23 protein-coding genes are annotated in these 19,899 nt (G+C 41.6%); 14 read left to right on the forward strand and 9 right to left on the reverse strand.

Annotated elements, in window-relative coordinates; genetic code table 11:
- Positions 1 to 7 precede the first annotated feature (7 nt).
- Positions 8 to 451, forward strand: coding sequence for an FKBP-type peptidyl-prolyl cis-trans isomerase (locus IPJ09_02685; protein ID MBK7370347.1), 444 nt, complete (start codon positions 8 to 10; stop codon positions 449 to 451).
- A gap of 5 nt (positions 452 to 456) precedes the next feature.
- Here IPJ09_02685 and IPJ09_02690 read toward each other — a convergent pair whose 3' ends face one another.
- Genes IPJ09_02690 through surE form a run of 4 tightly spaced genes read right to left on the reverse strand, consistent with a single transcriptional unit; the run spans position 457 to position 3,143 of the window.
- On the reverse strand, positions 457 to 936 hold the full coding sequence (locus IPJ09_02690) for a histidine phosphatase family protein (protein ID MBK7370348.1): 480 nt from the start codon (positions 934 to 936) through the stop codon (positions 457 to 459).
- Positions 937 to 938: 2 nt separating this feature from the next.
- Complete coding sequence (gene lpxB / locus IPJ09_02695) at positions 939 to 2,033, reverse strand: lipid-A-disaccharide synthase (GenBank protein ID MBK7370349.1); 1,095 nt, start codon at positions 2,031 to 2,033, stop codon at positions 939 to 941.
- Between the two features lie 26 nt (positions 2,034 to 2,059).
- Positions 2,060 to 2,380 (reverse strand): hypothetical protein, encoded by a 321-nt coding sequence (locus IPJ09_02700; GenBank protein ID MBK7370350.1) that lies wholly within the window; start codon positions 2,378 to 2,380, stop codon positions 2,060 to 2,062.
- On the reverse strand, positions 2,373 to 3,143 hold the full coding sequence (gene surE, locus IPJ09_02705; GenBank protein ID MBK7370351.1) for a 5'/3'-nucleotidase SurE: 771 nt from the start codon (positions 3,141 to 3,143) through the stop codon (positions 2,373 to 2,375). The genes IPJ09_02700 and surE overlap by 8 nt, the downstream gene beginning before the upstream one ends.
- A 119-nt stretch (positions 3,144 to 3,262) precedes the next feature.
- Between surE and holA the strand changes: the two genes are divergently transcribed.
- From holA to prmA, 11 genes are all read left to right on the forward strand, one after another.
- A complete protein-coding gene (holA, locus tag IPJ09_02710; GenBank protein ID MBK7370352.1) occupies positions 3,263 to 4,264 on the forward strand; it encodes a DNA polymerase III subunit delta in 1,002 nt (333 codons plus the stop codon).
- A gap of 299 nt (positions 4,265 to 4,563) precedes the next feature.
- Positions 4,564 to 5,967 (forward strand): chorismate-binding protein, encoded by a 1,404-nt coding sequence (locus IPJ09_02715; protein MBK7370353.1) that lies wholly within the window; start codon positions 4,564 to 4,566, stop codon positions 5,965 to 5,967.
- Positions 5,968 to 5,980: 13 nt separating this feature from the next.
- Entirely contained in the window at positions 5,981 to 6,592 is a 612-nt protein-coding gene (locus tag IPJ09_02720; protein ID MBK7370354.1) for an aminodeoxychorismate/anthranilate synthase component II, read from the forward strand.
- Positions 6,592 to 7,590 (forward strand): anthranilate phosphoribosyltransferase, encoded by a 999-nt coding sequence (gene trpD / locus IPJ09_02725; GenBank protein MBK7370355.1) that lies wholly within the window; start codon positions 6,592 to 6,594, stop codon positions 7,588 to 7,590. The genes IPJ09_02720 and trpD overlap by 1 nt, the downstream gene beginning before the upstream one ends.
- Positions 7,587 to 8,384: an indole-3-glycerol phosphate synthase TrpC gene (trpC, locus tag IPJ09_02730; protein ID MBK7370356.1), complete on the forward strand. Its 798-nt coding sequence runs from the start codon at positions 7,587 to 7,589 to the stop codon at positions 8,382 to 8,384. Before trpD ends, trpC begins: the two co-directional genes overlap by 4 nt.
- Positions 8,374 to 8,997 (forward strand): phosphoribosylanthranilate isomerase, encoded by a 624-nt coding sequence (locus tag IPJ09_02735; protein ID MBK7370357.1) that lies wholly within the window; start codon positions 8,374 to 8,376, stop codon positions 8,995 to 8,997. The genes trpC and IPJ09_02735 overlap by 11 nt, the downstream gene beginning before the upstream one ends.
- On the forward strand, positions 8,981 to 10,168 hold the full coding sequence (gene trpB, locus IPJ09_02740) for a tryptophan synthase subunit beta (GenBank protein MBK7370358.1): 1,188 nt from the start codon (positions 8,981 to 8,983) through the stop codon (positions 10,166 to 10,168). Before IPJ09_02735 ends, trpB begins: the two co-directional genes overlap by 17 nt.
- A complete protein-coding gene (locus tag IPJ09_02745) occupies positions 10,161 to 10,934 on the forward strand; it encodes a tryptophan synthase subunit alpha (protein ID MBK7370359.1) in 774 nt (257 codons plus the stop codon). Before trpB ends, IPJ09_02745 begins: the two co-directional genes overlap by 8 nt.
- The gene (locus tag IPJ09_02750; GenBank protein MBK7370360.1) at positions 10,931 to 11,470 is read left to right on the forward strand and encodes a GNAT family N-acetyltransferase; all 540 of its coding nucleotides are present in this window, start codon (positions 10,931 to 10,933) and stop codon (positions 11,468 to 11,470) included. Before IPJ09_02745 ends, IPJ09_02750 begins: the two co-directional genes overlap by 4 nt.
- Before the next feature lie 61 nt (positions 11,471 to 11,531).
- A complete protein-coding gene (locus tag IPJ09_02755) occupies positions 11,532 to 12,413 on the forward strand; it encodes a bifunctional 5,10-methylene-tetrahydrofolate dehydrogenase/5,10-methylene-tetrahydrofolate cyclohydrolase (protein ID MBK7370361.1) in 882 nt (293 codons plus the stop codon).
- Positions 12,406 to 13,221 carry a 50S ribosomal protein L11 methyltransferase gene (gene prmA, locus IPJ09_02760; protein ID MBK7370362.1) on the forward strand — a complete coding sequence of 272 codons (816 nt, stop codon included), beginning with the start codon at positions 12,406 to 12,408 and terminating at the stop codon, positions 13,219 to 13,221. The genes IPJ09_02755 and prmA overlap by 8 nt, the downstream gene beginning before the upstream one ends.
- Position 13,222: 1 nt before the next feature.
- Here the strand turns inward: prmA and IPJ09_02765 are convergent, their stop codons facing one another.
- From IPJ09_02765 to IPJ09_02780, 4 genes are read right to left on the reverse strand one after another with little or no spacing between them, the layout of a single operon-like run.
- Positions 13,223 to 13,741 carry a DUF4252 domain-containing protein gene (locus IPJ09_02765; GenBank protein ID MBK7370363.1) on the reverse strand — a complete coding sequence of 173 codons (519 nt, stop codon included), beginning with the start codon at positions 13,739 to 13,741 and terminating at the stop codon, positions 13,223 to 13,225.
- Positions 13,742 to 13,743: 2 nt separating this feature from the next.
- Positions 13,744 to 14,256: a DUF4252 domain-containing protein gene (locus tag IPJ09_02770; GenBank protein MBK7370364.1), complete on the reverse strand. Its 513-nt coding sequence runs from the start codon at positions 14,254 to 14,256 to the stop codon at positions 13,744 to 13,746.
- A 29-nt stretch (positions 14,257 to 14,285) separates the two neighbouring features.
- On the reverse strand, positions 14,286 to 14,798 hold the full coding sequence (locus IPJ09_02775; protein MBK7370365.1) for a hypothetical protein: 513 nt from the start codon (positions 14,796 to 14,798) through the stop codon (positions 14,286 to 14,288).
- Positions 14,785 to 15,294 (reverse strand): RNA polymerase sigma factor, encoded by a 510-nt coding sequence (locus IPJ09_02780; protein ID MBK7370366.1) that lies wholly within the window; start codon positions 15,292 to 15,294, stop codon positions 14,785 to 14,787. The genes IPJ09_02775 and IPJ09_02780 overlap by 14 nt, the downstream gene beginning before the upstream one ends.
- A 271-nt stretch (positions 15,295 to 15,565) precedes the next feature.
- Here IPJ09_02780 and IPJ09_02785 point away from each other — a divergent pair, with 271 nt between their 5' ends.
- Both IPJ09_02785 and IPJ09_02790 read left to right on the forward strand, forming a co-directional pair.
- Complete coding sequence (locus IPJ09_02785) at positions 15,566 to 16,573, forward strand: LptF/LptG family permease (protein ID MBK7370367.1); 1,008 nt, start codon at positions 15,566 to 15,568, stop codon at positions 16,571 to 16,573.
- Positions 16,570 to 17,313, forward strand: coding sequence for an LptF/LptG family permease (locus tag IPJ09_02790; GenBank protein MBK7370368.1), 744 nt, complete (start codon positions 16,570 to 16,572; stop codon positions 17,311 to 17,313). The genes IPJ09_02785 and IPJ09_02790 overlap by 4 nt, the downstream gene beginning before the upstream one ends.
- A gap of 5 nt (positions 17,314 to 17,318) precedes the next feature.
- Here the strand turns inward: IPJ09_02790 and IPJ09_02795 are convergent, their stop codons facing one another.
- Positions 17,319 to 19,847, reverse strand: coding sequence for a T9SS type A sorting domain-containing protein (locus IPJ09_02795; protein ID MBK7370369.1), 2,529 nt, complete (start codon positions 19,845 to 19,847; stop codon positions 17,319 to 17,321).
- Positions 19,848 to 19,899: the final 52 nt, after the last annotated feature.

Consider the following 19,899-nt stretch of genomic DNA (forward strand, 5'->3'; position numbering starts at 1 on the left):
AAAAAAAATGAAAAAATTAATCTACATCACTGCCTTGATACTGGCGATTGCCTTTTTTAGTTGTTCAAAGGATAAACAGACTGATGAAGAAAAAATCCAGGAGTATTTGACTCAAAACAATATTACTGCGGTCAGACATGAGTCAGGATTGTACTATGTGATCAAGACTGAAGGGACAGGTGCAAACCCTAATGCCAACAATACAGTAACCGTTCACTATAAAGGATTCCTAACCAATGGACAGCAATTTGATGGTACTACGACGAGCCCGGCAACTTTTAAACTTTCTGGCCTTATCCCTGGCTGGCAGATAGGCATTCCTTTGATCAAAAAAGGCGGAGATATCACCTTGATCCTTCCCAGTGTATTGGGGTATGGCACTCAGGGAGTTGGAAGCATTCCACCCAATAGTGTTTTGGTCTTTGATATTCAGTTATTAGATGTCAAATAATCAAATCAGAACTTCAGTTCTTCGAGTCTCTTTTTCTTTCCTTTCTTCGAAATCGTCACTTTAAATAAATTGGAATAATCATCATCGGAGATGACCTTCATTCTATGTTGGATACCCATGGCATCCAGCAGACTCAAAGTCGAATTACTATGACCGACCACCAGAATAGGTTTCATCTTGGATATAAGCTTGGCTGCCAAATAATTAAGCGAGTCAGGAGTATATATAATTGGAGCTCCACCGATAAGATCACAGATGGGCTGCGCAGTCTGGAGCGTCCTTTTATAATTAGTACTGTATACCTCCGTTATATGCTCTTTTTTTAATATAATAGCCAAGTTTGCAGAGCGCATTTTACCTGACTCACTCAACTCAGGGTCTCTGCTATTGTCTATTTTTTCAGCATGTCTTACAATAAAAATATGGGTCTTTGGTTGGCATGAACATATGCCGATTAATAATAAAAAAATGGATATATATTTCATATTTAATTTGAAATTGAAGAAATAATGGAGCTAGCTACCCGTTGAGAGGCATTCAATGGTTGCAATAATTGATTGAGGCGGGAATAATGTGATTTAATCTGGCTGATATTTAAATTTTGTGTGGTCTGAACTAGACGAGTAATATTAAATTCATCCTGAATCAGCTCTGGAATGACTGCCTGGTCAAGGATCAGATTCACCAGGGATATATATTTGACTTTGACTAGCCTTTTCGCGATTTGATAGGAAATCCAGTTGCCAGTGTAGCACACTACCTGTGGTACCCCAAATAGGGCTGTTTCAAGGGTGGCGGTCCCTGAGCTCACCCAGGCCAGGGATGCGAGCGATAAGACATCATAGGTTTGATTTTTAATGATCTCTGCACTGACTCCAACATCAGACATTATCTGTTCGTACAATTCAATTGGTTGAGATGGGGCAGCTGCTATAACTGCTTTGTATTCTGGAAATGAAGCTGTTGCCCGTAGATACAATGGCAACATTTTAGAAATCTCTTGTTTTCTACTGCCTGGAAGTAAGGCCAGGATCTTGCTACCGGCCAATTTTTTTACAATTTCGGGATCGGTTTTGTATTCTGCTACTGCCTCCAGTAGCGGGTGACCTACATACTCCGGGATGATGCCATAAGGTTGATAAAACGCATTTTCAAAAGGGAGAATCGTATACAATTTATCTACAGAGGATTTGATGATTTTGGCCCGATCTGCTTTCCACGCCCAAAGTTGAGGGGATATATAATAGAATACCTTGTATCCCTGCGCTTTAGCCCATTGGGCAATGCGGAGATTAAAACCCGGGTAATCGATCAATATCAGGGCATCAGGTTTAAATGACTGTATATCTTTTTTGCAGAATTCGATGTTTTTAAATATAGTGCGTAGATTTTGAATCACCTCGACAAATCCCATGAAAGCCAGTTCGCGATAATGTTTTTTAATAGTCGCGCCAGCCTGGGCCATGAGGTCACCGCCCCAGGCTTGCACCTCTGCGTCCTGGTCACGCAAATGGAGCTGCCTTATCAATCGGGCTCCATGCAGATCTCCTGATGCTTCACCGGCTATGAGGTAATATTTCATCCAGGCTTTTTTGCTAAGATTAATGATCAGAACAGATCACGACCATATTTGAAAACCCAGAGACCAATACAAATAAAGGTAGAGACCGCAAGGCCTCGCATGCTCTGATTCCAACGCATTTTTTTAAAAACATTCATCAATATGATATTAGCGAATAGTACGATCAGAGCAATAGTCCTTGGTCGGAGGATATGCACGGTTTGTCCGGATTCGATCGTGGTGAGGATACCCAGGCTCTCCAATAATTGTAGCAAGGCGGCAAAGATCACAACGGGAACAAACAGACCACTGATAAAGCCATTCAACCATTTATCATGTTGAAATATTTTTAAAAGCAGATTATTCATGCTCAAAATATTTTAAAGGTTCGATAGCCTGGAATCTGGTCAAATTGTGTCCTGATGGAACGATAGATATGTAGCCGTTTCGTAATGCCCATTCATCTGTATCATCCAGGTGATCATCAGAGACAAACTGGCCGCTCAACCAATAATATTTTTGCCCCCTGGGGTCCGTACCTTCCATAAACTCTTCAATCCAACGACCCTCCGCCTGACGGCACACTCTGATACCTTTGATCTCATGTTGTTTGAGTTTGGGTATGTTGACATTCAACAAGCTTGTATGATAAAGGCCTTTGGTCAGGGTTTTATCAATAATCGACCTGATATAGGAGGCGGCTGAATCGAAATCTGCATCAAACGAATAATCAAGCAAAGAAAACCCTATAGAATTAATGCCCTCGATGGATGCCTCCATGGCCGCTGACATAGTACCAGAATAAATAATATTGATTGAGGAATTGGCTCCGTGATTGATACCTGAAAGACATAGATCTACTTTGCGATCTTTTAAAACAAGGTGCTTGGCAAGTTTGACACAATCGACAGGAGTACCGCTGCATTCGTAAGCTTCGTGAGCGCCAAAGGTGATTACCGGATTGATTCTGAGCGGTTTTTCAAGTGTCACTGCATGTCCCTGCCCTGACTGAGGGCTGTCTGGAGCTACAATGACTAAATCGCCAAAATCTGCTGCAATGTTGACAAGTGCCCTGATACCCGGGGCAAATAGTCCGTCATCGTTGGTTATTAATATGAGTGGTTTAGCCATTTTAGAGTGGTAAAAATAATTGTTTTATTTTGGTGACTCATTGATAACAAGATATAAATAACCATTTCTTTACCTGTTCGGGTCAAATCCCTGGTAGAATGTAACTTTGCCATCAAGATATGGATGTAGAAGAACTGATAGAAAAAATTCGGACAGGTAGCCGTGCACCGCTTTATTTGTTGCACGGGGAAGAACCTTTTTTTATAGATCAAATATCAAATTATATTCAAGATCACTTGCTCAATGAAACCGAGCAGGTATTTAACCAACGTATATTTTATGGTAAGGACAGCGATTATAAAATGATCCTGGACGAGGCCCGGCAGTATCCAATGATGAGCACTCATAGACTCGTGGTACTGCGAGAAGCACAAGAGATGCGTTCTTTTTTGGAGTTGGAAGCCTATTTTGAAAACCCGGTTGCATCCACCATTTTGGTGCTTTGTTACAAATACAAGAAGCTGGACCAAAGAACCAAGGCAGCCAAATTTTTAAAGCAAAATGGAGTTATTTTTGAATCTAAAAAGCTGTACGACAATCAATTATCCCCCTGGATCTTGCAGGAAGCAGGCAAAAAGGGTATTAAATTAAAGCCCGAAGCCGCTCATCTTCTGGCAGAATATCTTGGGGCTGATCTCGGGGGTATCGCACAAAATCTGGATAAAATAAAATTATCAGTAGAGCCGGAACAGACTGTTTCCGCTCAGGATCTGGAGCCTATTATAGGTATCCACAAAGAGTTTAACGTGTTTGAGATGCAAAAAGCTTTGGGCCAGCGTGACAAGCATAAAATATTCCAAATTGTCGATTACTTCGATTCTAACCCGAAGTCCAATCCGCTGGTGATGACCCTTGCCTCCTTGTTCAATTTTTTTAGCAAACTCTATGTGGCCAAGGCCGGAGATCACCGAAATGATAAAGATCTTTTAAGTGCGTTGCAGTTGAAAAGCAGCTTTTTTCTCAAAGAATATAAAGAAGCGTTAAAACACTATAGCCTAAGACAATTGGAAAATGTGCTCTTTTTGTTACGCGAATATGATTTAAAATCAAAAGGCGTCAACAGCAAAGGGGGAGAGGATGGTCAGATGTTAAAAGAATTGATTAGCAGGGTATTGATGTAATATTGGTTAAAGGAGAATAGGCAAGTGGTTGTTGGATTTTATTTGTGTAGGATAAAGATTAAATCAAATTTTAATGAGGACTGACACTAAAAAATAATTTTGGATAAAATGGTTTATTTCAAAAACGGCATTATATTTGCCCACGATATAAAGGAATGATGAAAACAATAAACAATAGTTGGTGGTGGCAGGTACCTGATCTTGGGGTAACCTTACTAAGCTAGTTATTGTTGTAAAAACATATAAAAAACGGCTTGTTGGTGTACCCGACAAGCCGTTTTTAATTTGATTGATTTTTTATGGAAAAAATAAAGATATATACTAAAAGCAAGCGCCAACTAGCGGATACAGTGACTCCCGTTCATTTGTATCTCAAGCTGAGGGATCATTTCGATGAGTCCATGATGCTCGAAAGTTCAGATTTCAGAAGTATAGAGAACTGTCATTCGTACATTGGGCTGGGAAAACTAGCCACGGCATCTGTCCTGGATGGTACCCTTACCGTTGAACTGCCAGGACAATTCCCAGTGAGTACCCCGATGGTCAAAACCCATGATTTGTCGAGGCATTTGCAACTATTTATGGATAGTTTCGATATCGAAAGCGATGGTGATTACAAGCTCATCAATGGGATATTTGGTCATTTCAATTTTGAGTCCATTCAGTACTTTGATACACTGCAGTTTGATTCATCTAAGAAACAAGTGGAAATCCCTGATGCGAGATTTACTTTGTACAGATACATCCTGGCCATTGATCATTTTAAAGATGAATTATTTATCCTGGAGAATAGTCTTGATAAGGATACGGACCATATCGAATATCTGGAGTCATTGATCCTCAACGAACAAGCCCATGCGTTTAAGTTTCACAAAGATGGCGAGGAGACAAGCACCCTTACGGATCAGCAATATCGCGACCTGGTGACCACCGGTAAACATCATTGCAAGATAGGCGATGTATTTCAAGTAGTGTTTGCGCGCCGATTCAGGCAAGCATACAAGGGAGATGATTTTAATGTATATCGAGCTTTGCGTAGTGTCAATCCTTCACCATATTTATTTTATTTTGATATGGGAAATTACCGGATTTTTGGTTCATCTCCCGAAGCTCAGTTGGTGATCAACAAAGGATTGGCGAGTGTCAACCCGATAGCCGGCACTTATCGTCGCACCGGCAATGATGAGTTAGATCAGTTAAAAGCGAAAGAACTGGCACTCGATCCTAAAGAAAATGCCGAACATATCATGTTGGTCGACCTTGCTAGAAATGATCTCGGCATTCATTCCGATCATGTCGAAGTAAAGGTGCTCAAAGAGGTACAATATTTTAGTCATGTCATTCACCTGGTATCAAATGTTGAAGGCCAGCTAACCAAAGGATTCAATATGTTTAAAGTATTTGGCGATACATTCCCTGCTGGAACTTTAAGTGGTGCGCCAAAATACAAAGCCATAGAGCTCATCAAAGCCAACGAACCCGAGCAGCGGAATTTTTATGGAGGTTCTATCGGATTTGTGGGTTTTGATGGGTCATTATTACATGCGATTACGATTCGTTCGTTTTTGAGTAAGGACAATGTATTGCATTATCAGGCAGGAGCAGGTATCGTAGCTTCGAGCGTAGAAGAAAACGAATTGCAGGAGGTAAGCAATAAACTAGGTGCTTTACGAAAAGCCATGGAAAAAGCAGAACAGATTTAAAAAAATCAAAGCTATGAAGATTTTAATGATAGACAATTATGACTCGTTTACCTATAACCTGGTTCAGTATTTGAGGGAATTGACAAATACGAAAATAACAGTAGTGCGCAACGATGAAGTCCCGGTAGATTTTGTCCAGGACTTTGATTGTATATTTATTTCTCCCGGACCTGGCGTGCCTAAAGACTCTGGTATTATCATAGAGGTGATTAAAAAGTACGCTCCGCACAAACCTATATTTGGTGTCTGTCTCGGCCTCCAGGCTATAGGGGAAGCATTTGGAGGAAACCTGACCAATCTGGATCAGGTCTACCACGGGGTACATACACCAGTGATCATCACGGACCCTGGAGAGACTATATTTGCCGGCATTCCTTCCCCTTTTCAGGCTGGAAGATATCATTCATGGGTGGTGAGTAAAGATAATTTCCCTCAGGACCTGGTCATCACAGCGGAAGATGAGCATGGCATGATTATGGCTGCAAGTCATCGAACTTACCAGGTCAAAGGTGTTCAGTTTCACCCTGAGTCAATACTGACACCCGATGGCAAAAAGATATTAAAAAACTTTTTAGTGGAAAGTGAAGCGATTTATAAAAAACAATTAATAGAAAATACTTTTTGATGAAAAAAATACTGACCTATCTCTATGAACACAAAAAGCTCAATAGGGTAGAAGCCAGGGAGATACTGGTAAATATATCGAGGAATGCCTACAATGAAGCACAGGTAGCTTCTTTCATTACGGTATACCTGATGCGGGCGATCTCGGAGCATGAACTGCAGGGATTTGTAGATGCTTTATTAGATTTATGCATTCCAGTCGACTTGGATGGGCTTCCAACTATCGACCTTTGCGGGACAGGAGGAGATGGCAAAAATACTTTTAACATCTCAACTTTATCCTCTTTTGTAGTGGCTGGAGCAGGATACAAAGTGACCAAGCATGGCAATTATGGAGTGAGTTCCAAATGTGGTTCTTCTGATTTATTGGAGACGCTTGGATATAAGTTTACTAATGATGTGGATGTTTTAAGGCGACAGTTGGATAAGAGCAATATTTGTTTTCTTCATGCCCCAATGTTTCATCCTGCGATGAAGTCGGTAGCACCGATTAGAAAACAACTAGGGGTAAAGACCTTTTTTAATATGTTGGGTCCCTTGGTCAACCCTGCAAGACCAAAATACCAAATGGCTGGAGTGTTTAACCTGGAGCTCGCCAGATTGTATGCTTACCTTTTTCAACAACAACCTGATAAACGATTTTCTGTCATACATGCTATGGATGGCTATGATGAAATCTCGCTCACAGGGTCTTTCAAAATGAAGACCCAAAATTCGGATGTAGTATTACAACCGGGTGATTTGGGGTTAAAAACTTTAAAACCTGATGAAATCTATGGCGGTGATACCAAAGAAGATGCAGCTGCCATTTTTAACCAGGTCTTGAATGGGGTAGCCACTCCCGCGCAGATGGAAGTAGTCTACGCCAATGCCGGCATCGCCATCCATACAGCTGATCCGTCACTCAACCTGGTCGATGCAGTACAAAAAGCAAGAGAATCTATATCCAATGGTCAGGCATTAAGTTCATTTAAAAATTTACTCGAAGCGACCGCATGACTATCCTGGACAATATTATTGAACATAAGTACCTGGAGGTGAAGCTCCGCAGCGAGCAGTTTCCTTTACACTTGATCGTCGAGCGTGAGTACTATTCTTCGCCTACCCGTTCATTAAAAAATAAATTGAAAGCAGGACCGGGGATCATTGCGGAGTTTAAACGAAAGTCGCCATCAAAAGGCACTATTCGATCCGAAGCAGATGTCGTAGAGATCACTCAATCGTATGGTAGTGCAGGGGCTGCTGCTTGCTCGATCCTAACCGACAATGATTTCTTTGGAGGAAGTGCTCTTGATATCCTGATGGCCAGACCGAAGATTCAAATTCCTATACTGCGTAAAGAATTTATCATCGATCCTTACCAAATACATGAAGCTAAAGCCTTAGGTGCCGATCTGATATTATTGATAGCCGAATGTTTGACCAAACAACAAATTAAAGATTTTACCACTTTGGCCCATGATCTGGGATTAGAAGTATTGATGGAGCTCCATTTTGAAGAAGAATTGGACAAATGGTATGATCAGATAGACCTCATCGGAGTCAACAACCGAAATCTGAAGACTTTCGAGACAGGTATTGCAAAGTCCATAGAGTTGGCGCCTTTGCTTCCTCATGAATCAGTTTGGGTTTCCGAAAGTGGTTTGAAAGGGTCTGAAGAAATCAGTGCATTAATTAAAATAGGCTTTAAAGGATTCCTAATCGGTGAGACTTTTATGAAGGCTCCAGATCCCGGATTGCTTTGCCAAACATTTGTACAAAACCTAACCTTTAATTCCACCCATGCAGAATGATCTTGAAATAAAAGTCTGTGGTATGCGGGACCCCGGACAAATCAAACAATTGGCAGAGATTGCTATAGACTATATCGGTTTGATTTTTTATGCATCATCACCGAGGTTTGTAGATCAGGTGATAGACCACACTATTTTTGGTGATAAGAAGAAAGTAGGCGTATTTGTCAATAGTCCTATCGAACACATCCTTTACACTCAGAGCAAATATCAATTGGATGTAATACAACTGCATGGACACGAAAGTCCCGATATGTGTACCAGTATTCAAAATAGAGGGTTAGAGGTCATTCGTGCTTTTTCTGTCGATAAAAATTTTGATTTTTCAAAAGTCATGGAATTTGATGGTTATGCCGATCGATTTATATTTGATGCCAGAGGAGATGCTCCCGGCGGCAATGGAGTTAGATTTGACTGGAATAAATTGAGAGAATATGAAGGAGCTACACCATTTTTATTGGCTGGGGGTATCAGTTACGATCATTTGGATGAAATAAAATACTTTGATCATCCAGCCTGCATTGGCATTGATATCAATAGCCGTTTTGAAAAAGCTCCGGGAGATAAAGATTTGATTACAATTAAAAAATTTGTTCATGAGTTACGCAGTTGATGCAAGAGGTTTTTATGGGGAGTTCGGAGGGGCCTTCATCCCCGAAATGCTGCAACACAATGTGGAGCAATTAAGGGATCAATATCTTCAGATTATGGCTGAACCTACGTTTCAAGCAGAGTTTGACGATTTGCTTCGCAACTATGTGGGCAGACCCAGTCCTTTATATGAAGCCAAGCGCATGTCTGAAAAATATGGAGCCCGAATATTTTTAAAAAGAGAGGATCTCAATCATACCGGCGCTCATAAAATCAATAACACCATAGGCCAGATTTTATTGGCACAGCGACTAGGTAAAAAAAGGATCATCGCCGAAACCGGAGCGGGACAACATGGCGTAGCAACCGCTACAGTCTGTGCACTTAAGAATCTTGAATGTGTCGTTTATATGGGTTCGGTAGATATCGAGCGGCAAGCGCCTAATGTCGCCAGGATGAAAATGTTGGGTGCCACCGTCATACCGGCTACCAGCGGATCACAGACACTAAAAGATGCAACTAATGAAGCCATCAGAGACTGGATTCAACATCCTCAGGATACCCATTATATCATTGGATCAGTGGTTGGGCCACATCCATATCCGGATATGGTAGCACGCTTCCAAAGTGTGATCAGTCAAGAGATTAAAAATCAATTGTTGGAATATATCGGATCATCTACACCAGATATCATCATGGCATGTGTTGGAGGCGGGAGCAATGCTGCAGGAGCTTTTTACCATTTTTTGGATGATACAGAGGTGAGACTGATCGCGGTAGAGCCGGCAGGAGAAGGTCTCTACAGCGGTCGGAGTGCGGCTACCAGCGTATTGGGCTCAGTGGGCATCATTCACGGCAGTAAAACCCTGTTGATGCAGACCCCTGATGGACAGATTACGGAGCCTCACTCGATTTCGGCTGGGCTGGATTATCCGGGTATTGGGCCTTTGCATGCCCATCTGATCCAAACAAAAAGAGCGGAAGCATTGTCAATCACTGATGATGAAGCAGTCAAAGCAGCTTTTTTACTAACCAAATTGGAAGGTATCATTCCGGCACTTGAATCTGCTCATGCACTTGGAGCCCTCGAATACCTTCAATACAAACCAGGTGACAGCATCGTGGTCTGCTTGTCAGGCCGGGGAGACAAAGATTTAGCCACTTATATGAAATACTTAGACAGTTATGAATAGACTACATCGATTGTTTGAGAAAAAAAACAAAGACATTCTCAATATATATTTCACTGCAGGATATCCCTCGCTGCATGATACCGTGCAGATCATTAAATCACTGGGTGAAGCAGGGGCAGACCTGATTGAGATCGGTATGCCTTATAGCGATCCCCTCGCAGATGGAGCCACCATCCAGGCCAGCAGTCAGGTTGCTCTCGCCAATGGTATGCGGCTCGATTTGCTTTTTCAACAGATCTCTGAGGCAAGATTGCTCAGTGATTTGCCATTTGTTCTGATGGGATATTTTAATCAGGTGATGCAATATGGTGAGAAAAGATTTATCCAAAAGGCCAAGGAGTGCGGTGTCGATGCCATGATCCTTCCTGATTTGCCAGTAGAAGAATACGAGTTGCATTATAGAACGATGTTTGAATCTTTGGGCATGGATATAACCTTCTTGATTACTCCGCAGACCCCGGATCAACGCATCAGGCACATTGATGCCGTGAGCAATAGCTTTATATATATGGTGTCTTCCAATGCAATCACCGGGGCTAAAGGTGATATCGATCAGGAGCAGGTAGATTACTTTAAGAGAATCGAAGATATGGGGTTGAAAAACCCGAGGCTCATAGGCTTTGGAATATCCAATAAAGCCACTTTCGACAAAGCATGTCAGTATGCTCAGGGCGCTATCATTGGAAGTGCTTTTATCAATGCTTTGACTCCCGTTGGAGAGATAGATGGCAAGGTCAAACAATTTGTCTCTTCAGTGATTGGATGAAAAACTGGCATTTTGAACGAGTCATTCCTGCTCGCATTCTTGAGTTAGTATCTATTTCAATAGAGACTTTTACTGCCAGTTTTTATCACCTTAATGACCCGACATATTTCAATCAATATCTTGCAAAGGCTTTTAGTCACGATACTTTGCTGGCCGAATTGGCTTCAAACTCAAGTGTTTTTTATTTTTTAATCACTGATGACCAGATCATAGGATATTACAAACTCAATATAGGCCTGGATCCAAATTATGGCGTAAATCCTTCTCATGCCGAATTGCAGAGAATCTACCTGCGCACCAGTCATCAAGGTCATGGCTATGGTAAAATAATGGTACAACATGCGACCGACTTGATGACTGTCGCTCAGATCAAGACTATATGGTTAGGGGTGTGGGAGCATAATCCGGCAGCTATCAGGTTTTATCTATCGCTTGGATTTGAAAAAATCAGCGAACATATATTCTGGATGGGCGATGACAAGCAGACAGATTGGATCATGCATAAAAAACTATACAGTGTGGAGCTACTTAGCTAATTATTTTGTCACAAGTAGATCATTTCTCCAAGCTCGCCGACAAAGTTTTTATCTTTATGCCATGCAATTGTTAGATGGGGTATTTGTAGCCAAAAAAATTAAAGCTGATTTATTGGTTCAGGTTCAGGAAGCCAGGTCTCAGGGTCGGCGGGCCCCTCATCTGGCTGCTGTGTTGATTGGTGATCACCCCGCAAGCGCTTCTTATATTCGCAATAAAATTAAGTCGTGTGCAGAGGCAGGATATGAATCGACTTTGATCCACCATCCGGCCGATATCACAGAAGAAGAAGTCTTACACATTATTGATGGTCTGAATCATAATGATGACATCGACGGATTTATCGTGCAGCTACCTTTGCCCAGGCATATCGATGACATGAGGGTTTTATTGGCGATCGATCCAAAAAAAGATGTGGACGGTTTTCATCCCACCAATGTAGGCCGCATGGTGATTGGATTGCCAGCTTATGTTCCAGCTACTCCCTTAGGCATCCTTCGACTGATCGAACATTATCAGATTCCAACTGAAGGCAAGAATGTCGTCGTATTGGGCAGGAGTAATATTGTTGGCACACCGATTTCCGTACTATTGTCGAGGAAAGCCTACCCTGGAAATGCAACAGTGACCCTATGTCACTCAAAATCAGCTGGATTGGCGGAGATCACCTTGAGGGCGGATATCATAATTGCAGCCTTAGGAGCAACTCATTTTATCAAGGCAGATATGGTCAAAGACGGAGCCGTCGTCATCGATGTAGGTATGAATCAAATCCCAGACTCAAGTGCTAAAAAAGGAACCAGATTGGTTGGAGATGTAGATTTTGTGCATGTCAGCCCAAAATGTTCTTTTATCACACCTGTGCCGGGAGGCGTAGGGCCTATGACCGTGTGTGCTTTGATGATCAATACCTGGGAAGCCTACAATCGATCTATTTATGGATGATCTTTATCCTGACTATTACAAGTTCGTTTTTGTTGGCATTCCCGATGATATTGTTTTATCAGAATTATATCAACTCGGATTCGAATCCTTTGAAGAGAAAGGCAATTCCCTCGAAGGTTATGTGCCTGCCAATCTGGTTAATGAATCATGGAAAAACTTATTGGGTAATACATATACTTTTTCAGAAAACCATTTAGTAAAACAACAAAACTGGAATAAAATCTGGGAATCTTCTTTTCAGCCGATTATCGTTGAAGATCAAGTGGCGGTGAGGGCGACTTTTCACGAGCCCATCCACTCGCCATATGAAATTATTATTGACCCTAAAATGGCTTTTGGTACCGGTCATCATGCGACAACCTACCTGGTGATGGGCGCCATGTTGAAACTGGATTTTATTAATAAACAGGTACTTGACTTTGGTTGTGGCAGTAGCATCCTGGCGATCCTTGCTGAGAAATTAGGTGCTGATCAGGTTGCAGCTATTGATTATGATCCCTGGTCTGTCAATAATTCTCTTGAAAATATTGAACTTAATCATTGTAAAAAAATCTTAGTGGAGCAAGGGGATACGCTCAAATCTGAAACGAGAACTTTTGATATCATCCTGGCCAATATTACCAGGGATACATTACTGAATACCACAGAAGATATTGTTCGGATTCTGAACCCGGGTGGAGTGGGTATCTATTCTGGGTTTATACTTCAGGATATCAGTATCTTGAAGAAATACCTTCATACATTTGGAATCAACAAAATAGAGACCCTGATCCGTGAAGATTGGTGTGCTTTGATTTGGAATAAATAATCTACAGTTTCCTGGAGCTTTTATTAATGTAATGGTCTGCCAATTCGCTGATGTCTTGAGGGGTGAAATATCCACGGACATTGACCATGACGAAAGAGGCTGCATCTTCCTGTACAAAGAAAACTAATCGCCTAATCACATCTTTTTTGCCCCAGGTCAATACTTCTACATCATCGCGACCATCTCTAACTTTTACGAGCACTTCATAGTTTTCATCCAAAAGATTCTCCTTGAGTTGGGCTATATCACGATGATCGACATATCCATCATCTTCAGTAAACCAGATGGATACTGATCCCATATTATGGAGAAGAGGTTTGATAGCTTCCCGGTCTATCCTTTCTTCATCTTTGAGGGCTATATTGCCTGCCAGCCGAGCGAGAAATCCCGGGATGGTAAAATGTCTGATACCATCCCGACGACTGTACTCGCGATTAAAATCATTTAGACTTTGTTCCTGAGCGGTGGACAGGGCACTTAAACTGAATAAGCAAATAAGTGAGAGAAAAAAAGACTTCATGATTAATTCTTTTTTAGTTTTTCTAAATGTTCTGAACCATCGATGTTTAATGATTTACCCAGGCGGCCTATTTTCTCCAGGTCCAGGTCACCCACAAAGGAGATTAAGGAAAATTCGTCTTCACCGCCAACCAACATGAGTAGTTCGGTTATTTTATTGCCCGTGGCGTCTGTTTTGGTCAGGAATAAAACATCTTCGCCTTCATCTCTCACTTTCATGAGTTCTTCGTATTCTTTTGTATTGATTTTGGAGACAGCCTCTTTGTAGAAGGTTTTTGGAGAAACATGGGTACTTAGTATGTGTAATCCCTGTATATTTTTTAAAAGTTGCTGCAAGTCTGCATCCATATCATTGATCTTGATCTTTGATACCAGTTGGAACATCTTTGGACTGATATACACCGTACTAAATCTGTCATCGTCTACGTAGGACTTAAAAAACTTGGTCACTGCATCTGCTTGGGCGACCAGCGATCCGGTAAAGAGAGAAAAAAGGAGGATTAATAAATTTTTCATGGTTATGATTGATATATTATTTTTTGTGGTTAATTGATTAGATCCAAAGGAGCAGTTTTAGATATCGAGAGTGTGGCTTTGTCCGTGGCTTTATTCATCCGGTTGGATAGATAGAGTAGAGCAGCTTTGGTTTGTTCCAACGCTTGTTCAGGAGATTGAAAAGTATCCATAGTGATCATTTCCGTGGATGCTGATTTTTGATTCTGATATATATTGATACCCAGGGTCAGCACCAGAAGCAAGGAAGCTGCTATAGCTACAGCTCTTTGCCATCCCAATGAAATGATGCGGGTTACAGGTTTTGCAACTGGAGCCACCTTTTGCTCCACAGCATTGATCTTAGACATCACCTCATCGGATAGATCTATTGAAATGCCTTTTTCATTCTTAAAATAGTCGAACAAGGGTTGAAAGGTCTTCAACGCCGGATCCACCTTTGATTGATTGAAGTATAAGTGCAGCTGCAATTCTTCTTCGAGTGAGGTGTCACCTTCCCAATATTTATCGAGTAGTGCTTTGATATATTCGTTAGAGTTGTCCATACAGTCCTGATTGTAAAATTTTTTCTTTCAAACTTATTCTGGCTCGGTGAAGGTTGACTTTGACCTGGGCGAGGGGAATACCGCAAGATGTGGCTATCTCGTCGTAGGATAGTCCTTCGATATCTCTGAGATGGATCACCATCTTTTGTTTCTCTGGCATTTCGTTGATCAATTTTTTTATCAAGTTCATCAGTTGACCTTTAGCTGTTTGTTCATGCGGATTGTCTTGTTTGTCCTCCACCTGATATTGTGTATTGATGTCTAAATGGGTTTTTCGAGCCCTTATGCGGTCTATGCAGAGATTCCTGGTGACTGTAAACATCCAACCATCGAGATTCTCTATTTTATCTATTTCATCCCGCCGACCCCATATTTTTATCAATACATCTTGTACTATGTCCTTGGCTTCTTCTTCTCTTTGTACCAGCCGCATGGCGAATCGAAAGATTTTATTCTGATTAGCCTCGACAAAGTCTCGGAATTCCAACTGATCCATGTACGAATTGATTGACGAATGTTAACAAATTTAGGTTACACCGATTTATAAAATTTATTCAATTAGCCTGATCAAAGCCGTGACAATTTCATAATCCTATGATAACCATGGGCAAGATAGGTAAATTAAGGCATTCATTAATAGACTAAGGGTCAATGCCTTAACAAGTTCTTTAGACAGATCATAAGAAATTCTAAATTTAAAACTCAACTTAATCTACTCACCAAGTATTTTATACCTGACTGGCGGGGAGAAGGATTATTTTTGTGTCATGATCCGATTGACCGGTAGGTTTAAAAAAATCGACCTATTGTTGATATCTTCTTTTTTGCCACCGATGGTGCTTTCTTTTTTGATAGCCCTGTTTGTACTCACGATGCAGTTTTTTTGGCTTTACATCGATGAGATCATGGGCAAAGGAGTAAGTATCCTGCAAATTATTGAGCTGGTCAGTTATCTTACCGTGTCGTTTGTACCATTGGCACTACCGATGGGAGTATTATTGGCCTCAGTCATGGTATTTGGCAATCTTGGGGAACGGTATGAGCTGTCCAGTATGAAGTCGGCTGGTGTAAGTCTGACGAGGATCATGGCTCCCCTGGCTTTGGTATCTGCTTTTGTGGCGATTGTTTCATTTTTGTCTTCAAATTATATTATTCCAAAATCCAACCTTAAGTTTCTAACCAGGTTATATGATATCAGGAGACAGAAACCTGCCTTAGCTATTGAGCCAGGCGTATTCAATGATGATTTTTTTGGATATTCTATCTATGTTGGTAAAAAGCTTAAGGACAAAAAATCGATCGAGGATATCATTGTATACGATCAAAGCCAATCATCAGACAGGATACTGTGCACTACTGCCAAGACAGGAATGATGTACACCACAGATCATGGCAATCGGTTCGTTTTGGAATTATATAATGGGGAGGAGGTCGAAGAACCACCTACCCGGTATCGGGAAGGCGGGTATAAAAACTACCCATTGATGCGTACTCGTTTTACCAAGTATGTCAAATCGTTTGACTTGCAGGAGTTTGATATCAATGCCACCGACGAGAGTCGTTTTTCTGACAATCAAAAAATGTTGAGCAACCGACAGCTGCTTGTACAAATAGATACCATTAGAAAACTCATCCTGAGCGGAGAAAAGAAGGTAGGCTTGGGCATTACTAAAATGTTTGATGATAAAAGCACAACCGCATATGTCCCGGACCAGCATGCTGAATTCGAAGCGGATTCTTTACAGGAAGCCGACTCCTCATCTAAAAAAATGTGATTACCGGCGACAAGGTGGACACCTTTATCGCAGGCAAAGCCGTGCCCGGGAATAGTATGGATACAACTTCTATACCAGACACTAGCAAAAGCCAGGCGGTAGACGAAGCTGGTGTGCCTGAAGCAACCCGGCTCATCGACAGCATTAATTCTGCCAGGGGAGTGGAAGCCAGGCTTCATTTAGACCGAAGACCGGATTCCGTCGAGATTGATCTTCAGCCTGGAGTCAAAGTTGCACACTTATATGAACTGCTGGATAGCGCCAGAAAAGGCAAGATCTTTAAAGAGACCGGCACTGCGGCCAATCTCGTTCAGTCTGAAATCATCAATGTGCTGTATACTTTGCAATCTTATCGAAAAAAAGAGGTTTTGCATTGGCAACAATATTACCAAAAAATCACTTTGGCGCTGGCCTGTATTATTTTCATGTTTATTGGCGCACCGATGGGGGCTATTGTGAGAAAAGGTGGGTTTGGATATCCGCTGTTGATAGCGATTATATTTTTTATTGTGTATATCATGGGTTCCAAAATGTTCGAAAAGTTCACCGATTCATTTGTACTCAATGTCCATATTGGCATGTGGCTTACGACGCTCATCATCTCTCTCTGCGGACTTTATCTGACATACAGAGCTTCCAGGGATATGTCTTCCAACGTAGTGTCTAATATCCAGGAAAAGCTTACAAAATGGTTTTCGCCTAAGAAAAAGAATCGGGAGACCGCCGCATTTAAAAAGTAGGATTCTTACTTTTTGACAAGTTTTCTGGACAAATAAAAACTGCTGTCATCCCCCAGGATTTGACCTTTTAAAACAACAGTGTAGATGCCTGGACTGATATTGGAAAGTTGAAGCTCGATAGATTGATTGCCAGGTAATATTTGGTTCCTGCGAATGCTTTGGACGGTCCTGCCCTGAAGGTCTATGATATCAAGGTGAAGATCAGCAGAAGAGGTCAGTGAGATGGTGGCGCGGACATGGGAAGTAGCCGGGTTGGGGCTGATCACAAAATTTTTAATATTTTGATTTTCTATTTCTTTAGTTGGAATACTGATGGCTAAAGGACTCTCATATACTCCATTGCCATGTGTAGCCACTTTGATCAAGTCTGCCTGGGCAGATATATGAATGCTCATAGCCATCACTGCCTCGGGCAGTCCTTGCATAAAACGTTCCCAAGAAAGTCCACCATCGGTTGATAAAAACACTCCCAGGTCATTTCCCAGATAAAGCTCTTTATTTTGTTTTGGGTTTATAGTAATACAATTGGTGGGTACATCCGGCAATCCGTTGTCTATATTTTTCCAGCTACTCCCAGCATCGGTGGATTTGTATACATGAGTACCATATCCAAAGCCAGAAAAAACAACATATACAGTTTGACTATTTTGAGGATCAAAACTGATATCCATGGCTGCCTTAGCCGGTAAGCCTGGTACCTGGGTCCAGGAAGATCCACCATTGGTGCTTCTGAACAACTTTGGAGGGGCCATGTCATCAGGGGATACTGTGGAGGCCAACATTAGGCTTGGATCTAAGGAAGAGACACCGAGTGCCAGGATTGTTGAATGGCTTTCTAGTGGCGTGCTATGCAGTGCTCGCCAATTAGCAGGATTGCCGTTATTTTCATTGATATAAACTTTTTGAGCACCTGCATAAATTGTATTGGGCAAGGCAGCTACCACTTCAAAAGGTGTATTGAAGGATTTGGCTTCGGACACAAAAGCATTGTTTAAAGGTCTCAACATTTCAAAGGTCTTGCCTTTGTCTAGTGATCGGCTCAAACCAAAGTATTGGTAGGTCCCGTAAATAATATTTTCGTTGCTGGTATTAATAGCAGTAGACATGCCATCACCTCCGATTACTTTTATCCACCCATCCTGCCCGTCATAGATCGCCGTACCATTATCTTGCATGCCACCGATGGCAAATTTTGAGTCAGATTTGGAAGCAGAAAAATTGGCATAAAATTGCGAGGTCTGATAGCCACCGTTGCGTCCTTCAAAATTGGCTCCCAGATCAGGAGACATGAATATACCTCCATCTGTGGCAAAATAGATTTCATTATTTCTGCTCGGGTGAAAATAAGTAGCATGTATATCAGCATGTATATAGATATTGATGCCTTCTGATCCACCTACCGGTACTCTCCCCATATCACCGGCATCCCAACTGCTTACGTTTATAAAGTTAGAGCCTCGGGCATCCGAGATATAAGCGTTTTGTCCCACATAAGACAGGAAGTTGGGATTAGTAGGATGAATGGCTATATCGTGGGAATACCATCCCTGTACATTGGCTACATCACTACTGCTCATTTTGTCCCATGAATTGCCCGCATCTACACTCATAAACAGTCCTAAAGAAGACTCAGCATTGGCGACAGAAGCAAATAGAATATCAGGATTGGATTTACTGATGGCCAGTTTTGCCTTGCCTGAATAACTATTTGGCAATCCATTTTGCAGTTTTATAAAACTATTGCCCGAATTGTTAGATCTGAATATTCCACTGATGTTATTATCATCGTAACTACCGTGAGTGACATAGATGATTTCTGGATTGACGGGATTGACATCTACATCTACTGCCATTGGCACATTATGGATCAGTGACCAGTGTGCTCCTTGATTGGTAGTTTTGAAAAGGCCTTCAGTGGTAGCTGCATAGATAATATGATTGTCATAAGGATCAAACTCGAGGTCTTGTACTCCAGATATGATATTTTGAGTTAAAGGCAATATTTGCTTCCAGGTGAGTCCGCCATCTTCAGTTTTGATAATCCCCATACCATAGGTGCCTCTGGTAAATCTATCCACTATGCCAGGCATTGAATGACTTTTATTATATACTTCACCGGTACCCAAATAAATGGTATTGGGATTTTTGGGATCGATCAAGATAGATGCAACTGAATACACAGGAAGATTGATGGGCACCTGCACCCAACCATGGTACCCTATCCCAGAGGATGATGTTTTCCAGAGGCCTCCACTGGCCGAGCCGGCATAGATCACATTTGGATCTGTTGGATGAAATGCAAGACACAGTGTACGACCGCCTATGTTTTTAGGACCCAGGGATGTCCATTTTGCCCTATCCAGTCCTCTATTGTGTTGCTTTGTTGAATTATATGCTGTGAGTAGACTATTAGCATTATAAGTTTGGTCACCTGCAAATCTTGCGTTTACCCAGGATTCCAGGGCCTGACCGGCGCCACTTTGTTCCTCACGCTCTTCAAACTCAGGAGCGGAAGAGCAACTATATATAAACAAAATTAAAATTGCAATCAGTCGAAAAATATTCATGAGATATTATCAGAAAGTA

Source organism: Saprospiraceae bacterium (assembly GCA_016709995.1).
In the GTDB taxonomy this organism is placed as follows: domain Bacteria; phylum Bacteroidota; class Bacteroidia; order Chitinophagales; family Saprospiraceae; genus JADJLQ01.

What these genes read in the sequence shown, in the direction of transcription:
- IPJ09_02685 (MBK7370347.1), top strand. Translation starts at nt 8, where the DNA reads ATGAAAAAATTAATCTACATCACTGCCTTGATACTGGCGATTGCCTTT.
- IPJ09_02690 (MBK7370348.1), bottom strand. Translation starts at nt 936, where the DNA reads ATGAAATATATATCCATTTTTTTATTATTAATCGGCATATGTTCATGC.
- lpxB (MBK7370349.1), bottom strand. Translation starts at nt 2,033, where the DNA reads ATGAAATATTACCTCATAGCCGGTGAAGCATCAGGAGATCTGCATGGA.
- IPJ09_02700 (MBK7370350.1), bottom strand. Translation starts at nt 2,380, where the DNA reads ATGAATAATCTGCTTTTAAAAATATTTCAACATGATAAATGGTTGAAT.
- surE (MBK7370351.1), bottom strand. Translation starts at nt 3,143, where the DNA reads ATGGCTAAACCACTCATATTAATAACCAACGATGACGGACTATTTGCC.
- holA (MBK7370352.1), top strand. Translation starts at nt 3,263, where the DNA reads ATGGATGTAGAAGAACTGATAGAAAAAATTCGGACAGGTAGCCGTGCA.
- IPJ09_02715 (MBK7370353.1), top strand. Translation starts at nt 4,564, where the DNA reads ATGGAAAAAATAAAGATATATACTAAAAGCAAGCGCCAACTAGCGGAT.
- IPJ09_02720 (MBK7370354.1), top strand. Translation starts at nt 5,981, where the DNA reads ATGAAGATTTTAATGATAGACAATTATGACTCGTTTACCTATAACCTG.
- trpD (MBK7370355.1), top strand. Translation starts at nt 6,592, where the DNA reads ATGAAAAAAATACTGACCTATCTCTATGAACACAAAAAGCTCAATAGG.
- trpC (MBK7370356.1), top strand. Translation starts at nt 7,587, where the DNA reads ATGACTATCCTGGACAATATTATTGAACATAAGTACCTGGAGGTGAAG.
- IPJ09_02735 (MBK7370357.1), top strand. Translation starts at nt 8,374, where the DNA reads ATGCAGAATGATCTTGAAATAAAAGTCTGTGGTATGCGGGACCCCGGA.
- trpB (MBK7370358.1), top strand. Translation starts at nt 8,981, where the DNA reads ATGAGTTACGCAGTTGATGCAAGAGGTTTTTATGGGGAGTTCGGAGGG.
- IPJ09_02745 (MBK7370359.1), top strand. Translation starts at nt 10,161, where the DNA reads ATGAATAGACTACATCGATTGTTTGAGAAAAAAAACAAAGACATTCTC.
- IPJ09_02750 (MBK7370360.1), top strand. Translation starts at nt 10,931, where the DNA reads ATGAAAAACTGGCATTTTGAACGAGTCATTCCTGCTCGCATTCTTGAG.
- IPJ09_02755 (MBK7370361.1), top strand. Translation starts at nt 11,532, where the DNA reads ATGCAATTGTTAGATGGGGTATTTGTAGCCAAAAAAATTAAAGCTGAT.
- prmA (MBK7370362.1), top strand. Translation starts at nt 12,406, where the DNA reads ATGGATGATCTTTATCCTGACTATTACAAGTTCGTTTTTGTTGGCATT.
- IPJ09_02765 (MBK7370363.1), bottom strand. Translation starts at nt 13,741, where the DNA reads ATGAAGTCTTTTTTTCTCTCACTTATTTGCTTATTCAGTTTAAGTGCC.
- IPJ09_02770 (MBK7370364.1), bottom strand. Translation starts at nt 14,256, where the DNA reads ATGAAAAATTTATTAATCCTCCTTTTTTCTCTCTTTACCGGATCGCTG.
- IPJ09_02775 (MBK7370365.1), bottom strand. Translation starts at nt 14,798, where the DNA reads ATGGACAACTCTAACGAATATATCAAAGCACTACTCGATAAATATTGG.
- IPJ09_02780 (MBK7370366.1), bottom strand. Translation starts at nt 15,294, where the DNA reads ATGGATCAGTTGGAATTCCGAGACTTTGTCGAGGCTAATCAGAATAAA.
- IPJ09_02785 (MBK7370367.1), top strand. Translation starts at nt 15,566, where the DNA reads ATGATCCGATTGACCGGTAGGTTTAAAAAAATCGACCTATTGTTGATA.